Raw genomic sequence first — 14779 nt, 5'->3', positions numbered from 1 at the left:
CGCGATCCCCCTTGGTCAGGGGTGCCGGCTAGCTACCGGGGTGTGGTGCCAGCGCGACGATCCGCTCCGCCCGTCGCAATACCGGGGCATCCACCATTATGCCCTCGAAAGCCCACGCACCCTGTTGATCGCCGGCGGCGGCCAGGATGTGTCGGGCCCACTCGACCTGCTCCGCGGTGGGCCGGTAACCCTCGCGGATCACCGACACCTGGCTCGGGTGCAGTGCGACCTTGACGTCGAAGCCGACCGCGACGGCGTCATCGGTCTCCCGGCGCAGCCCGTCGAGATTCTTGATGTCGATGTACACCGAGTCCAGCGCCAGCTTGCCGTACGCCTTGGCGGCCAGCAGCGACTGTGAGCGCACGTGCGTGGCGACATCGCGGTAGGTGTCGTCGGGGAACCGGTTGGCGGTGCCGCCCATGAACCCGAACAGGTCCTCGGCACCCCACATGACACCGAGCGCGTTGGCGGCCGCCGCGGTCTCGGTCACCTTCAGCGCGCCGAGCGGCGTCTCGACGAGCAGGATCACCTGCAGCGGCGCCAGCGCGGTGATCTGCTCGGCGGCCTCGCATTTGGGCAGCATGACGGTGGTGTACCCGGTGCGCGCCAGCGCTTCCAGGTCGAGGCGCTGGTCCTCGGTGTCGTGGGCGTTGATGCGGACGACCGTGCGGGTCGGGTCCAGCGGGGTGTTGACCACGGCTTCCCGCGCGGCGGGTTTGTCGCCCGCACCGTCCTCCAGGTCGAGGATGACGACGTCCGCTGCCGCAGCGGCCTTTTCGAACCGCTCCGGGCGGTCGGCCGGGCAGAAGATCCAGGCCGGTCCGGGGCTGGCGAGCGTCACTGGTCCTCCTGCGGTTTCTTGCGCACCATCGTCTTGCGGGATGCCGTGGCCACGATGTCGCCGTGCTGGTTACGGCCGGTGTGGGCGAAGGTGACGATGCCCTCCCCGGGACGGCTCTTGGATTCCCGTTTGTCGATGACCTCGGACTCCGCGTACAGCGTGTCGCCGTGGAAGAGCGGCTTGGGGAAGGCGATGTCGGAGAAGCCGAGGTTGCCGACGATGGTGCCCTGGGTCAACTGGGCCACCGACAGTCCGACCAGGGTGGACAACGTGAACATCGAGTTCACCAGGCGTGCGTTGAACGGCGGCAACGCATCGGCGAATGCGGCGTCCAGGTGCAGCGCCTGGGTGTTCATGGTCAGCGTGGTGAACAGCACGTTGTCGGCTTCGGTGATGGTGCGGCCGGGCCGGTGCCGGTAGACGACGCCGGGCTCGAACTCCTCGAACCACAGCCCACGCTGTTCGACGATTTTCTTCCCGCCGTCCCGCCCGGCCTTCTTCTCGCCGTCCCGCCCGGCCTTTTGCTCTGCGCTCACAGGCCCAGCTCCCGCCCGATCAGCATCAGCTGCACTTCGGTTGTCCCTTCGCCGATTTCGAGGATCTTGGAGTCCCGGTAGTGCCGGGCCACCGAGTACTCGTTCATGAAGCCGTAACCACCGAAGATCTGGGTGGCGTCGCGGGAGTTGTCCATGGCGGCCTCGCTGGCCACCATCTTGGCCACCGAGGCGGCCTTCTTGAACGGCTTGCCCGCCAGCAGCAGGGCGGCGGCGTCGTAGTAGGCGGTGCGCGCGACGTGCGCGCGGGCCTCCATCCGGGCGATCTTGAAGGCGATGGCCTGGTAGGTGCCGATCTTGGCGCCGAACGCCTCGCGCTCCTTGGCGTACTTGACGCACTCGTCCACGCAGCCCTGCGCGGCGCCGACCGACAGCGCGGCGATTGCGATCCGGCCCTCGTCAAGGATGCGCAGGAAATTCGCGTAGCCGCGGCCCCGCTCGCCGAGCAGGTTCTCCCGGGGCACCCGGACATCGTCGAAGCTCAGCGGGTGGGTGTCCGAGGCGTTCCAGCCGACCTTGCTGTAGGCGGGCTCGGCGGTGAACCCGGGGGTGGGCACCGGCACCAGGATGGAGGAGATCTCCTTCTTCCCGTTGCTTTCCCCGGTCACCGCGGTCACGGTGACCAGTTTGGTGATGTCGGTGCCGGAGTTGGTGATGAACTGCTTGGAACCGTTGATGACCCAGTCCGAGCCATCCTCCTTGGCGGTGGTCCGGGTGGCGCCGGCGTCGCTGCCACCGCCGGCCTCGGTCAGGCCGAAGGCGCCGAGGGCCTTGCCGCTGGCCAACAGCGGCAGCCACTCCTGCTTCTGCGCGTCGTTGCCGAACCGGTAGATCGGCATGGCGCCCAGCGAGACACCGGCTTCCAGGGTGATGGCGACGCTCTGGTCGACCTTGCCCAGTTCCTCCAGCGCGAGGCAGAGCGCGAAGTAGTCGCCACCCATGCCGCCGTACTCCTCGGGGAACGGCAGACCGAACAGGCCCATGTCGGCCATCCCGGACACCACTTCGTAGGGGAAGCTGTGTTCCTCATCGTGTTTGGCGGACACCGGCGCGACGACGTTCTGCGCGAAGTCGCGGACGGTCTTGGCCAGTTGTGCGTAGTCGTCGGGTAGTGACCCGGTCGACAAGAAGTCAGTCATGACTCGGTCTCCTTGGTTGCAGCAATGATTCGGGCCAGCGGCTGGCCCACCTTGACCTGGTCGCCGACGGCGACGAGAAGTTCGACCACGCCGGCGACCGGCGCGGACAGTGCATGTTCCATCTTCATGGCCTCGACGGTGACGACGACGGTGCCGGCGCTCACCTCGGTCCCGGCCTCGACGCCGACGGCGACGACGGCTCCCGGCATCGGGCTGAGAAGTTCGGCGTCCCCGGCGTGTTCGTCATCGGGACGGACCGGTGCCTCACGCACCTCGTGCACGGCGATGGCGCGTTCGGGCCCGGCCAGCCAGACGTGGCTGGTCTCGGCGGCGACGACGTACTCGACGCGGGTTCCGTCGACGGTCATAGCCAGCGTGCGGTCCCGGCGTGCGGCGCTGATCCGGTAGCTGTCACCGTGTTCGACCTCGGCCACCGCGGCGTCGGGGGTGCCGGTGATGCGCACATGGTCGGTCCGCTCCCCCGCGCCCAGGCGCAGCACCGTGGGTGCGTGCGCACCGGTGCGCCAGCCCGTGGGTACCGACCACAGGTTGGTATCGGCGTGCGCCCAGGTGTCCAGCCAGCGGTAGGCCGCGGCGGCGATCAGTTCCTGGTCGGTGGCTTGTGGCGCAACGTAATCGGGTGTGCGCCGGTCCAGCAGCCCGGTGTCGAGCCGGCCCGCGGCCACATCGGGATCGGCGAGCAGGAAGCGCAGGAAGTCGATGTTGGTGGTGACGCCGAGCACGGCGGTGTGCGCCAGCGCCCGGTCCAGGCCCTGCAACGCCTCGTCGCGGTGGGCGCCGTGCACGATCACCTTGGCCAGCATCGGGTCGTAGTCACTGCCCACCACGGTGCCCGGGTAGATGCCCGAATCGTTTCGGGCCCGCGAACTTTCGACGACGTCGAGCACGGTGCCGCCGGTGGGCAGGAACCCGTTGCCGGGATCCTCGGAGTAGACGCGGGCCTCGATGGCGTGCCCGGTCAAGGTGATGTCCTCCTGGGCGATGCCCAGTTCGGCGCCGGCGGCGATGCGGATCTGCTGTTCGACCAGGTCCACACCGGTGACCATTTCGGTGACCGGGTGCTCGACCTGCAGGCGGGTGTTCATCTCCATGAAGAAAAATTCGTCGGGTGCATCGGCGGAGACGATGAACTCGACGGTCCCGGCGCCGGTGTAGTCGACGCTGCGTGCCGTGTTGCAGGCGGCCTCACCGATGCGTGCCCGGGTCGCCGCGTCGAGCAGCGGCGAGGGCGCCTCCTCGATGACCTTCTGGTGCCGGCGCTGCAGGCTGCATTCGCGTTCACCGAGATGGATGACGTTGCCGTGCCCGTCGGCGAGCACCTGCACCTCGATGTGGCGGGGCCGCAACACGAATCGCTCCAGGAACAGTGTGTCGTCACCGAAGGCCGAGGCCGCCTCCCGGCGGGCCGAGACGAGGGCGGCCGGAAGTTCGGCGGCCTCGTGCACCACCCGCATGCCCTTCCCGCCGCCACCGGCGGACGGTTTGACCAGCACCGGGAACCCGACGTCGGGGGCCCCGGCGATCAGGTCTTCGTCGGTGAGGCCGGGGCGCGAGATACCGGGTACCACCGGCACATCGAACTCCGACACCGCGGCCTTGGCCGCGATCTTGTCGCCCATGGTCTTGATCGCGTTCTCCGGCGGGCCGATGAAGACGATGCCCGCGGCGTCCAGAGCGGAGGCGAATTCGGCGTTCTCGGCGAGGAATCCGTATCCGGGGTGCACCGCCTGGGCCCCGGTGCGTTGCGCTGCGGACACGATCGCGGCGATGTCGAGGTAGCTCTGCCGGGCTGCGGCCGGACCGATGCGCACCGCGGTGTCCGCCTCGGCGACATGGCGGGCGCCCGCGTCGGCGTCGCTGTACACCGCGACCGAGCGGATGCCCAGGGCGCGCAGGGTGCGGATCACGCGGACCGCGATCTCGCCGCGGTTGGCGACCAGGACAGTGTGGAACATCATGAGCGGAGGTCCTTCCTGAGCATCGCAGCGAGTACCGCAGCGCAGCGAGGAACGCAGCGAGGAGCGGAGGGGCGGACCGGAGCGGGAAAGTCGGACATCTCGCTCACATCCGGAAGACGCCGTAGGACACCGGCTCCAACGGAGCCTGTGCGACAACTGACAGGGCAAGCCCCAGAACGGTTCTGGTATCGGCGGGGTCGATGACGCCGTCGTCCCACAGCCGTGCGGTGGAGTAGTACGGGTTGCCCTGGTGTTCGTACTGCTCGCGGATCGGGGCCTTGAACGCCTCTTCCTGCTCGGCCGTCATGTCCCCACGCACGGTGGCCAGCACCGAGGCCGCCTGCTCGCCGCCCATCACCGAGATGCGGGCGTTGGGCCACATCCACAGGAACCGCGGCGAGTACGCCCGCCCGCACATCGAGTAGTTGCCCGCACCGTAGGAGCCGCCGATCACCACCGTCAGCTTGGGCACCCGCGCGCAGGCGACCGCGGTGACCATCTTGGCGCCGTGTTTGGCGATGCCGCCGGCCTCGTAGTCGCGCCCGACCATGAATCCGGCGATGTTCTGCAGGAACACCAGCGGGGTGTTGCGCTTGTCGCACAGTTCGATGAAATGCGCGCCCTTGACCGCGGATTCGCCGAACAGCACACCGTTGTTGGCGATGATGCCGACCGGGTGGCCGTGGATGCGGGCGAACCCGGTCACCAGCGTGGTGCCGTATTCGGCCTTGAACTCCTGGAATTCGCCGCCGTCGACAACCCGGTTGATGACCTCGTGGACGTCGTAGGGCACCCGCGAGTCGACCGGCACCACGTCGTAGAGCTCGGCCTGATCGGCGATCGGCTCGACAGTCGGCCGCACCTCCCACGGCGGGTCCAGGCGCGGGCCGAAGGTGTTGACGATGTTGCGCACGATGCGCAGTGCGTCGCGATCGTCATGCGCGAGATGGTCGGTGACACCGGAGGTCTTGGAGTGCAGGTCGCCGCCGCCGAGCTCCTCGGCGGTCACCACCTCGCCGGTCGCGGCCTTCACCAGCGGAGGGCCGCCGAGGAAGATGGTGCCCTGGTTGCGCACGATGACGGCCTCGTCGCTCATCGCCGGCACGTAGGCGCCACCCGCGGTGCAGGAGCCCAGCACCGCCGCGATCTGCGGAATGCCCTGCGCGCTCATGGTCGCCTGGTTGTAGAAGATCCGGCCGAAGTGCTCACGGTCGGGGAAGACCTCGTCCTGGCGCGGCAGGAAGGCGCCGCCGGAGTCCACCAGATAGATGCAGGGCAGCCGGTTCTGCAGCGCGATCTCCTGCGCGCGCAGGTGCTTCTTCACCGTGATCGGGTAGTAGGTGCCGCCTTTGACGGTGGCGTCGTTGGCCACGATCATGCATTCGCGCCCGGACACCCGCCCGATGCCGGCAATCATGCCCGCGCCCGGGCAGTCGTCGTCGTACATGCCGTCGGCGGCCAGCGGCGCCACATCCAGGAACGGGCTGCCCGGATCGAGCAACCCGTCCACCCGATCCCGCGGCAGCAGCTTGCCGCGTCCGACGTGGCGTTCTCGCGCCTTCTCCGGACCGCCCAGCGCCACCGCATCGAGCTTGGCGCGTAGTTCGGTCACCAGGGCGACGTGTGCGTCGCGATGTGTCATCGCTGGAACCCGTTTCCATTTGAGTTAATGACGACTAACTCGTACGATGTTAATCGTCACTAACTCAAATGTCTACGCCGAAACGGGGCGAGGATGACCGAGACTCCGCGCAGCAAGGCCAAATCCGATCGCAGGACACAGCTCATCGGCGCGGCCGAAAGGCTGGTCGCCGAGCACGGCTACCTGGCCGTTCGCCTGGAGGACATCGGTGCGGCGGCCGGTGTCAGCGGCCCCGCGATCTACCGGCACTTCCCCAACAAGGAAGCCCTGCTGGTGGAACTGCTGGTCGGCATCAGCACCCGCCTGCTGGCCGGGGCCCGCGAGGTGGTCGCCGCCGCCCCCGATGCCGCAGCCGCCCTCGACGGGTTGATCGACTTCCATCTCGACTTCGCGCTCGGCGAATCGAATCTCATTCGCATCCAGGACCGCGACCTGGCGCACCTGCCGCCGGCGGCCAAGCGTCAGGTCCGCAAGTCGCAGCGGCAGTACGTCGAGATCTGGGTCGATGTGCTCCGTCAGATCGATCCCCGGCTCGACGAAGCCGATGCCCGGCTCAAGGCGCAGGCCATCTTCGGGCTGCTCAACTCCACCCCGCACAGCGTCAAAATGCCCAGCACAGACCACGCTTCACGCACCATCCTGCGGGCGATGACGGTGGCTGCGCTGGCCGCCGCGCACTGAGTCGCACCCCGGCGACCCGACCGGTGACTGACCACCCCGCACAGATCGCGCGGGTACCGTGTGTGCTCATGAGGTGGGCATGACCGAATCGCCACGTAGGGACGAGCCGACGCAGCGAATCGACGGCGGCCGGTACGGGTACACCGATCCCGCCTATGCGGGTCAGAACCCGTACGGTCCACGCCCCACCGAGCCGCTGCCGGCGTACCCGGCCTACGGGTACGAACAGACCGGTCAATACGGTGCGGGCCCCTACGGTTCGCCGCCGCCACCACCCGCCCCGCCGGAGCCGCCGGGCACGCCGCGCTGGCTGTGGATCGTCGCCGGGGTTGCCGTGGTCACCGTCATCGGTCTGGTCATCGCGCTGGTCATCGTCAACAGCTCACAGCAGCAGACCGTCGTCGCGCCGGTGCCCACGATCTCGGAGAAACCGACCGAGCCCACGGTGCCGACCACGACGCGCCGCCCGACCACCACCACGACCCCGCGCCCGGTCGTCCCGCCGACCACCAGCGGATCGGCGCCGACCACCTCGGCCGCCCCCGGCGTGACCGAAACGGTCACCTATGACGTGACCGGTGAGGGCCGGGCCATCAACGTCACCTACGTCGACGACGGCGGCATCCTGCAGACCGAGTTCAACGTGCTGCTGCCGTGGAGCAAGACGGTGGCGCTGACCCAGCCGGCCAAGCAGTCGGCCAGCGTCAGCATCATCAACGTCGGGCGTCAGGTGAGCTGCTCGATCACGATCAGCGGCGCGAAGGTGCGCGAGCGCACCGGCTCCGGCCTGACCATCTGCAGCTCGATCGGTTAGACCGCCGCGCGGACGGGGCGCGGGGTGCGGACCCCGAGCATCAGGATCAGACCGATCCCGAGCACCAGGCACAGCCCGCCCATCCCGGCCCGGTCGGTGCCGAAGATCCCGATGAACAACGCGAACAGCCACGGCGCCAGCGGCGCGGCGGCCCGCCCGGTCGTGGTGTACAGACCGAAGGCGACACCCTCTTTGCCCTCGGTCGAGATGCGCAGCATCTGGGTGCGCGCCGCGGACAGGGTGGGCCCGATGAACAGGCACAGCAGCAGCCCGCAGATCCAGAACGCCAGCGGCCCCGACAGCGTCATCAACGTCAGCCCCACCGCGATCATCAGCGTCAGTGCGGTGACGATCACCGGTTTGGCGCCGAACCGGTCGTCGAGTAGGCCACCGGCCACCGCGCCGGCGGCCGCGACCAGGCATGCGCACACCCCGAACAGCAGCACACTGGCCGGCGAGATGCCGTACACGCTGACCCCCAGCACCGCGCCGAAGGTGAAGACGCCGGTAAGTCCGTCCCGGAAGATCGCACTGGCCACCAGGTAGTAGACGACGTTGCGGTCGCGGTGCCATTCGCTTTTCACCTCGCCCCACAGCTTCCGGTACGAGGCGAAGAAGCCGACCGGCCGGTGCGCCGGGTCGGGCGGCGGGGCCGGCGCGGTGATCAGCAGCGGCAGCGTGAACGCCACGAACCAGGCCGCCGTCAGCAGCATTGCCGCACGCACGTTCTGCCCGTCGTCGGTGGGCAGGCCCAGCAGACCGCCGTCGCCCGCCATGAAACCCACATAGACGATCAGCAGCAGGCCGACGCTGCCGCCGTAGCCGACCGCCAGGCCCGCCCCGGAGACCCGACCCGAGGTCGCGGGCGTGGACAGCTGGCTGAGCATGGCGTTGTAGGGCACGGTGGCCAGGTCGTTGCAGGCCGCGGTGAACGCCAGCAGCGCCAGCCCGGCCCACAGATAGGTGTAGTCGGTCTTGATGAAGCTCATGCTGACCACCAGCAGGACCACCGCACCGGCCAGCAGGACGAGCGCGCGGCGCCGGCGGTGCGGGGCGTCCACCCAGATCCCGGTCACCGGGGCCAGCAGCGCGACGATCAACCCGGCGGCGGTCAGCGCCCAGCCCAGCCAGTTCGACGGCGTCATCTCCCCCGGCAGCCCGGCGCCGACCGCATCGGTCAGATAGACGGAGAAGACGAAGGTGACCACGATGGCGTTCACCGCGGTGGCACCGCAGTCGTAGAGAACCCACGATCGGACCTGTGACCGCCGGGCCTTTTCGGGCGCCGACCCGGGGCTGTTCATGGCCGTCACCCTATAAGTCCTTACGATTTCTCCCATGCCCGTACCCGCGCCCCATCCCGATGCCCGCGCCGTCGTCACCGGTGCCTCCCAAGGAATCGGTGAGGCTCTTGCCCTGGACCTGGCCGCCCGCGGCCACCATCTGATCATCACCGCGCGCCGCGAGGAGGTGCTCACCGAGCTCGCGGCGCGGATCACCGCGCAGCACGGTGTCACCGTCGAGGTGCGGGCGGTGGACCTGGCCGACCCGGGTGCCCGTGACGTGTTCTGCGAGGAGCTGGCCGGACGCAACATCTCCATCCTGTGCGCCAACGCCGGCACGGCGACCTTCGGCCCGCTGGCCAAGCTCGACCCGGCCGGCGAGAAGGCCCAGGTTCAGCTCAATGCCATTGCGGTGCACGACCTCTGCCTGGCCGTGCTGCCCGGCATGCTGGAGCGCCGGGCGGGCGGCATCCTGATCTCCGGGTCCGCGGCGGGCAACTCACCGATCCCGAACAACGCCACCTACGCGGCGACCAAGGCGTTCGCGAACACCTTCAGCGAATCGCTGCGCGGCGAGGTCAAGAGCGCCGGGGTCCACGTGACCCTGCTGGCGCCCGGGCCGGTGCGCACCGAACTGCCCGATCCGTCCGAGCAGTCGCTGGTGGAGCGGCTGATCCCGGATTTCCTGTGGATCGACACCGAGTACACCGCCAGGTTGTCGCTGGACGCGCTGGAGCAGAACAAGATGCGCATCGTGCCGGGGCTGACCTCGAAGGCGATGTCGGTGGCCAGCGGCTACGCGCCGCGCGCGATCGTCACCCCGATCGTCGGCGCGGTCTACAAGAAGCTCGGCGGCGACTAGGTAGCCGCGCGCCGTTTTCTGCACCAGGGTCGCGGATCGCGTGTGCGGGCGACCCTCACGCAGAAAACGGCGGGGCGTCAGCGGCGGCGACGCCGGCCGGTGCCGAAGATGCTGCGGGTGATCTCGCGGCCGATCACGGTGCCCGCCGAGCGCATGGCGCTCTTGAAGGCCGGGCTGGCGACCATCTTGTCCAGCAGGCTCGGTTCGGCGGTGTCGCGGGCCTTGATGGTGCCGCCGGCCTCCGCTGATCCCACGGGACTGGTGGGCAGCGGCGGCGGCAGGTCCGGCGTCGTCTGGGCCGGGGCCGGCTCGGGTTCCGGCGGGGCGAGCCGGGCGTTGAGCCGCTCGTAGGCGGATTCACGGTCGATCGTCTGCCCGTAGGTGACCTGCAGCGGGCTCGCCGCAGCGGCGGCCTTGATCGCATCCGGACCGATGGTGTCCATCAGCGAGCGCGGCGCCCGCATCCGGGTCCACGCCACCGGCGTCGGGGCGCCCTTCTCGGACAGCACGGTGACGACGGCCTCGCCGATGCCGAGAGACGTCAGCGACTTCTCCAGGTCATAGACCTCGGTCTTCGGATAGGTGCGCACCGTCTTGCGCAGCGCTTTCTGATCATCGGGGGTGAACGCGCGCAGTGCGTGCTGGACCCGGGCGCCCAGCTGGCTGAGCACGTCGTTGGGCACATCGGTGGGCAGCTGGGTACAGAAGAAGACGCCGACGCCCTTGGACCGGATCAGCTTGACGGTCTGCTCGACCTGCTCCAGGAATGCCTTGGATGCATCGTTGAACAGCAGGTGCGCTTCGTCGAAGAAGAACACCAGCTTCGGCTTGTCGAGGTCGCCTTCCTCGGGAAGCGTGGTGAACAGGTCGGCCAGCACCCACATCAGGAAGGTCGAGAACATCACCGGGCGCGCGGCCTGGGCGCCCAGCTCCAGCAGCGTGATGATGCCGCGGCCCTGCGGGTCCAGCCGGATCAGGTCCTTGGGCTCCAGCTCGGGCTCGCCGAAGAAGGTGTCCGCGCCCTCGGCCTCCAGGTTGATCAGCGCGCGCAGGATGACCCCGGCGGTCGTCGTCGATACCGCCCCGAGGGCCTTGAGTTCGGGCTTGCCCTCATCGCTGGTGAGGTACTGGATGACCGCGCGCAGATCCTTGAGATCCAGCAGCGACAGCCCCTTCTGGTCGGCGAAGTGGAAGATCAACCCCAGCGTCGATTCTTGGGTGGCGTTGAGCCCCAACACTTTCGACAGCAGGATCGGCCCGAAGCTGGTGATGCTGGCACGCACCGGCACGCCGATGCCCTCGGTACCCAGCGACAGGAACTCCACCGGGTAGGCGGTGCCGGCCCAGGCGTCGCCGGTGTCGGCGGCACGCTGCGCGGTCCGGTCACTGTTCTCCCCCGGCCGCGACAACCCGGACAGATCACCCTTGACGTCGGCCATCAGCACCGGCACCCCGGCGGCCGAGAGCTGCTCGGCCATCACCTGCAGCGACTTGGTCTTGCCGGTGCCGGTCGCACCGGCGACGAGGCCGTGCCGGTTGACCATGGCCAACGGAATCCGCACCTGCGCACCCGGATCGACCACCCCGTCGACGACCACGGTTCCCAACTCCAGGGCCTGCCCTTCAACGGCGTAACCTGCGGCGATCTGCTGGGCCGGGGTCGCGGTCGATTCTGCGGTCATGCGCCAGACATTACTGAATACGCAACATCAGGACAGGTGCAGGCAGCGATTTACCGGCGGTGGGAATACTGTGGATCTTCGTGCGTGAAGAACTCGTGTGGATCGACTGTGAGATGACCGGGCTCGATCTGAAGTCCGACAAGCTCATCGAGATTGCGGCCTTGGTGACCGATGCCGACCTCAATGTCCTCGGTGAAGGTATCGACGTGGTGATCCACGCCGACCAATCCGACCTGTCCGGCATGGTCGACGTGGTCGCCAAGATGCATGCCAAGTCCGGCCTGGACAAGGAGGTGCTGGCCTCCTCGATCGACCTCGCGACCGCCGAGACGATGGTGCTCGACTACATCCGCAGCCACGTCAAAGCCCCCAAAACCGCGCCGCTGTGCGGCAATTCGATCGCCACCGACCGTGGGTTCATCGCCCGCGACATGCCCACCCTGGACGACTTCCTGCACTACCGGATGATCGACGTGAGCTCCATCAAGGAACTGTGCCGGCGCTGGTACCCGCGGATCTACTTCGGGCAGCCGGAGAAGGGCCTCGCGCACCGCGCGCTGGCCGACATCCACGAGTCGATCCAGGAATTGCGGTACTACCGCCAAACCGCCTTCGTGCCCGCCCCCGGGCCGTCGACCAGCGAAATTGCCGCCGTGGCGGCCGAGCTGGGACCGGCCGGCAGCGCGCCGAAAGAGACCGATTCGGCTTAACGGCCCTCGACCGGTTAAGATCGTCAGCGCCGCTCAGGCGGCAATGGTGGCTGTAGTTCAGTTGGTAGAGCACCAGGTTGTGATCCTGGCTGTCGCGGGTTCGAGTCCCGTCAGCCACCCGCGCAGGTGGGAGGGCCTTTGGCCCTCCCACCGTTTGCGTTTCTAGGGGCGTTGGCGACTCATTTCTTGAAGGCGTCCTTCACCTTCTCGCCGGCGTCCTTGAGGTTGGACTTCGCCTGGTCGCCCTTGCCCTCGGCTTCGGTATCCCGGTCGCCGGTGACCTTTCCGGCCGCTTCCTTCGCCTTTCCTCCCAGGTCCTGCATCTTGTTCTTCGCCTTGTCCATGCCGCTCATGTGCGCACTCCTGTTCCGGCGGGAACCGATCCGGACGGACCAGCTCTGCGCTAGGGGTACCTCTCGAGCGGGTCACCAAACCCACAGCCTGCCAACGGCTCCAAGGAAACAAGATCTCGGCTACGCCGATCGGACCCGGTTGGTTCCCCTGCTACCCCGCGGCCGCGGTCGACCTCAGGACGCGGGGGCCGCTGCGCGCCGGATCCGCGGGGCCAGCTGGACCACCTCGGGCACCACGGTCGGGTTCAGGTACGCCGCGCCGACCAGTGAAACCAGGGTGTTGGCAACGTCGTTGAGCGCCGACATCTGCTCGGGCAGCTGCCCGTGCGCCACCCACGACTTGAACAGCAGCGAGAGCAGGTCGCGGTCGGCGCCGCGCAGGATCTCGGTGTCCTCGGTGGGACCGATGCCCACCCGCACGATCGCCAGGTCCGGGTGCTCGCTGCGCCAGGAATGCAGGATCTCGTTGAGCGCGGCCTTGCTGGCGTTGTAGGCGGCCACCCCGGCGCGCGGCCGGCCCACATCGTGGCTGGAGGTGATCAGCACGACGCCGTCCTGCGACAGGTGCGGCTGCACGGCGCGCAGCACCCCGTGCGCACCCAGGGTGTTGACGTTGAAGGCGTGGATCCAGGTGGCGATGTCGGTGTCCTCGATGTGCGCCATCGGGGCCACCGTGCTGGTGAACACGACAGCGTCGAAACCACCGAGGGTCTCGGCTGCCTCCCCCACCACCCGGGTGATGGCGGAAGGGTCCTCGACGTCGAGTTCGAAGGCCCAGCCGCCGATCTTCTCGGCCAACTCCGTCAGCAGCTGGGTGCGCCGCGCCGCCACCGCGACCTTGGCGCCGCGCTCGGCGGCCTGGACGGCGACCGCGTGCCCGATACCGGAGGACGCACCGACGACGAGCACTCGCAACCCGGCGATGTCAGAACCTTCACCACTCATCGTGTGTACGACTCCCTTTCCTTCGCCCCACGGTGTTAGGACACCCTTTGTTCGGGGACAGTACCGCGCGCGATGAGTTCTGGTCGCACAGTGGGTCTACACAGACACGAACTGCCGTAAAGGAGACCCCAATGGCTACAGCCAAACCACCGGTCGTCGACGCGGACACCTGGCGGGCCGCGCTGGCGGGCCTGCGGCGCCGCGAGAAGGCCGCCACCCGCGAGCTCGACGCGATCGCGGCCCAGCGCCGCCGGCTGCCGATGGTGCAGCTGCCCGAGTACACCCTGATCGGCGCGGAGGGGCCGGTGCGGCTGGCCGACGTCTTTCAGGGGCGCTCGCAGCTGATCACCTACAACCACATGTGGTCCGACCGTGCGGAGTGGCAGTGTGGCGGCTGCACCGGGTTCACCTCGCAATTCACCCGGCTGGACTTCCTCGACAACTACGACGCACGGTTCGTCATCGTCACCAACGGGCCGATCGAGGAAGCGCTGGCCTACCGCGCCAAGGTCGGCAACAAGATGGATTGGTACTCGTCCTCGGAGAGCAGTTTCGGCGCCGACGTCGACGCCGGACCGGGTGAGGGTTTCGCGGTGAACGTGTTCCTGCGGGACGGTGACACCGTGTACCGCACCTGGCACAGCAACGGCCGCGGCACCGAGCAGCTCAGCCACTCCTTCGCGCTGATGGACGTGCTGCCCTACGGCCGGCAGGAGGAATGGCAGGACAGTCCGCCGGGATGGCCGTCGCGGCCCACCTACTCCGGCTGGCTGGACAGCCCCGACATCGCCCGACTCTACGGAAAGGACGCCTGATGACTTCTACCGAAGAGCGCTACGTCATCACCCGCACCATCCCTGCGAGCCCCAGCACGGTGTTCGGCATCCTCACCGACCCGGCACGCCACCAGGACACCGAACCCAGCGACTGGGTGCGCGACGCGGTGGATCCCCAGCCCATTACCGGCGCCGGGCAGATGTTCGTGCTCAACATGTTCCTGGAGTTCGCGGGCGGTCACTACGTGATGCACAACCTGGTCACCGAATTCGAGCGCGACCGCACCATCGCCTGGCTGCCGGGTCAGCTCGACGAATCCGGCACGCATCAGCCCGGCGGGTGGTCGTGGCGCTACGACCTGACGCCCAACGGCGACGGCACCGATGTGACGATCACCTACGACTGGACCGGCACGCCGCAGAGTTTCCGCGACCAGATCGGCGGCATGCCGCCATTCCCGCCGGCCTACATCGAGGATTCTCTTGCCGCACTGGAGAATGCGGTCACCTAGGCCCGG

At 68.4% G+C, this 14779-nt stretch carries 15 protein-coding genes and 1 tRNA gene; 7 read left to right on the top strand and 9 right to left on the bottom strand.

The window, feature by feature from the left end; all coding sequences use genetic code 11:
* Positions 1 to 28: 28 nt before the first annotated feature.
* From V4U86_RS08350 to V4U86_RS08330, 5 genes are all read right to left on the bottom strand, one after another.
* Positions 29 to 841, bottom strand: coding sequence for an HpcH/HpaI aldolase/citrate lyase family protein (locus V4U86_RS08350; RefSeq protein ID WP_395310786.1), 813 nt, complete (start codon positions 839 to 841; stop codon positions 29 to 31).
* A complete protein-coding gene (locus V4U86_RS08345) occupies positions 838 to 1377 on the bottom strand; it encodes a MaoC family dehydratase (protein WP_395310785.1) in 540 nt (179 codons plus the stop codon). The genes V4U86_RS08350 and V4U86_RS08345 overlap by 4 nt, the downstream gene beginning before the upstream one ends.
* Positions 1374 to 2534, bottom strand: coding sequence for an acyl-CoA dehydrogenase family protein (locus tag V4U86_RS08340; protein ID WP_395310784.1), 1161 nt, complete (start codon positions 2532 to 2534; stop codon positions 1374 to 1376). The genes V4U86_RS08345 and V4U86_RS08340 overlap by 4 nt, the downstream gene beginning before the upstream one ends.
* On the bottom strand, positions 2531 to 4513 hold the full coding sequence (locus V4U86_RS08335) for a biotin carboxylase N-terminal domain-containing protein (RefSeq protein ID WP_395310783.1): 1983 nt from the start codon (positions 4511 to 4513) through the stop codon (positions 2531 to 2533). The genes V4U86_RS08340 and V4U86_RS08335 overlap by 4 nt, the downstream gene beginning before the upstream one ends.
* Positions 4514 to 4616: 103 nt before the next feature.
* A complete protein-coding gene (locus V4U86_RS08330) occupies positions 4617 to 6155 on the bottom strand; it encodes a carboxyl transferase domain-containing protein (RefSeq protein ID WP_395310782.1) in 1539 nt (512 codons plus the stop codon).
* Between the two features lie 93 nt (positions 6156 to 6248).
* On the opposite strand from V4U86_RS08330, the gene V4U86_RS08325 reads away from it, so the two are divergent.
* Both V4U86_RS08325 and V4U86_RS08320 read left to right on the top strand, forming a co-directional pair.
* Entirely contained in the window at positions 6249 to 6836 is a 588-nt protein-coding gene (locus V4U86_RS08325) for an SACE_7040 family transcriptional regulator (protein ID WP_395310781.1), read from the top strand.
* 79 nt (positions 6837 to 6915) lie between these two features.
* Positions 6916 to 7650: an MmpS family transport accessory protein gene (locus V4U86_RS08320; protein WP_395310780.1), complete on the top strand. Its 735-nt coding sequence runs from the start codon at positions 6916 to 6918 to the stop codon at positions 7648 to 7650.
* Here the strand turns inward: V4U86_RS08320 and V4U86_RS08315 are convergent.
* Entirely contained in the window at positions 7647 to 8954 is a 1308-nt protein-coding gene (locus V4U86_RS08315) for an MFS transporter (protein ID WP_395310779.1), read from the bottom strand. The genes V4U86_RS08320 and V4U86_RS08315 overlap by 4 nt on opposite strands.
* A gap of 34 nt (positions 8955 to 8988) precedes the next feature.
* Between V4U86_RS08315 and cmrA the strand changes: the two genes are divergently transcribed.
* Positions 8989 to 9795: a mycolate reductase gene (cmrA, locus tag V4U86_RS08310; protein WP_395310778.1), complete on the top strand. Its 807-nt coding sequence runs from the start codon at positions 8989 to 8991 to the stop codon at positions 9793 to 9795.
* 77 nt (positions 9796 to 9872) lie between these two features.
* On the opposite strand, the gene V4U86_RS08305 is transcribed toward cmrA, so the two are convergent.
* Positions 9873 to 11477, bottom strand: coding sequence for a helicase HerA-like domain-containing protein (locus V4U86_RS08305; RefSeq protein ID WP_395310777.1), 1605 nt, complete (start codon positions 11475 to 11477; stop codon positions 9873 to 9875).
* An 80-nt stretch (positions 11478 to 11557) separates the two neighbouring features.
* Here V4U86_RS08305 and orn point away from each other — a divergent pair, with 80 nt between their 5' ends.
* Both orn and V4U86_RS08295 read left to right on the top strand, forming a co-directional pair.
* Positions 11558 to 12187, top strand: coding sequence for an oligoribonuclease (gene orn / locus V4U86_RS08300; protein WP_395310776.1), 630 nt, complete (start codon positions 11558 to 11560; stop codon positions 12185 to 12187).
* A 46-nt stretch (positions 12188 to 12233) separates the two neighbouring features.
* Positions 12234 to 12306 (top strand) — tRNA-His (locus V4U86_RS08295).
* A gap of 60 nt (positions 12307 to 12366) precedes the next feature.
* On the opposite strand, the gene V4U86_RS08290 is transcribed toward V4U86_RS08295, so the two are convergent.
* Positions 12367 to 12540, bottom strand: a complete 174-nt coding sequence (locus V4U86_RS08290; protein WP_395310775.1) for a CsbD family protein — start codon at positions 12538 to 12540, stop codon at positions 12367 to 12369.
* A gap of 174 nt (positions 12541 to 12714) precedes the next feature.
* A complete protein-coding gene (locus V4U86_RS08285; protein WP_395310774.1) occupies positions 12715 to 13485 on the bottom strand; it encodes an SDR family oxidoreductase in 771 nt (256 codons plus the stop codon).
* A gap of 131 nt (positions 13486 to 13616) precedes the next feature.
* Here V4U86_RS08285 and V4U86_RS08280 point away from each other — a divergent pair, with 131 nt between their 5' ends.
* Together V4U86_RS08280 and V4U86_RS08275 are read left to right on the top strand one after the other, a co-directional pair.
* Positions 13617 to 14300: a DUF899 domain-containing protein gene (locus V4U86_RS08280; RefSeq protein WP_395310773.1), complete on the top strand. Its 684-nt coding sequence runs from the start codon at positions 13617 to 13619 to the stop codon at positions 14298 to 14300.
* Positions 14300 to 14773 carry an SRPBCC family protein gene (locus V4U86_RS08275; protein WP_395310772.1) on the top strand — a complete coding sequence of 158 codons (474 nt, stop codon included), beginning with the start codon at positions 14300 to 14302 and terminating at the stop codon, positions 14771 to 14773. The genes V4U86_RS08280 and V4U86_RS08275 overlap by 1 nt, the downstream gene beginning before the upstream one ends.
* Positions 14774 to 14779 lie beyond the last annotated feature (6 nt).

The sequence above is a fragment of the Mycobacterium sp. AMU20-3851 genome, assembly GCF_043974665.1.
Lineage (GTDB): Bacteria > Actinomycetota > Actinomycetes > Mycobacteriales > Mycobacteriaceae > Mycobacterium.
This window is presented reverse-complemented; position numbering and strand designations above follow the sequence as displayed.

Bases quoted from the DNA above. Each gene is read 5' to 3' on its own strand.
- V4U86_RS08340 (WP_395310784.1), bottom strand. From the start codon at position 2,534: ATGACTGACTTCTTGTCGACCGGGTCACTACCCGACGACTACGCACAA.
- V4U86_RS08305 (WP_395310777.1), bottom strand. From the start codon at position 11,477: ATGACCGCAGAATCGACCGCGACCCCGGCCCAGCAGATCGCCGCAGGT.
- V4U86_RS08325 (WP_395310781.1), top strand. From the start codon at position 6,249: ATGACCGAGACTCCGCGCAGCAAGGCCAAATCCGATCGCAGGACACAG.
- V4U86_RS08315 (WP_395310779.1), bottom strand. From the start codon at position 8,954: ATGAACAGCCCCGGGTCGGCGCCCGAAAAGGCCCGGCGGTCACAGGTC.
- V4U86_RS08285 (WP_395310774.1), bottom strand. From the start codon at position 13,485: ATGAGTGGTGAAGGTTCTGACATCGCCGGGTTGCGAGTGCTCGTCGTC.
- V4U86_RS08290 (WP_395310775.1), bottom strand. From the start codon at position 12,540: ATGAGCGGCATGGACAAGGCGAAGAACAAGATGCAGGACCTGGGAGGA.
- V4U86_RS08335 (WP_395310783.1), bottom strand. From the start codon at position 4,513: ATGATGTTCCACACTGTCCTGGTCGCCAACCGCGGCGAGATCGCGGTC.
- V4U86_RS08275 (WP_395310772.1), top strand. From the start codon at position 14,300: ATGACTTCTACCGAAGAGCGCTACGTCATCACCCGCACCATCCCTGCG.
- V4U86_RS08320 (WP_395310780.1), top strand. From the start codon at position 6,916: ATGACCGAATCGCCACGTAGGGACGAGCCGACGCAGCGAATCGACGGC.
- cmrA (WP_395310778.1), top strand. From the start codon at position 8,989: ATGCCCGTACCCGCGCCCCATCCCGATGCCCGCGCCGTCGTCACCGGT.
- V4U86_RS08280 (WP_395310773.1), top strand. From the start codon at position 13,617: ATGGCTACAGCCAAACCACCGGTCGTCGACGCGGACACCTGGCGGGCC.
- V4U86_RS08330 (WP_395310782.1), bottom strand. From the start codon at position 6,155: ATGACACATCGCGACGCACACGTCGCCCTGGTGACCGAACTACGCGCC.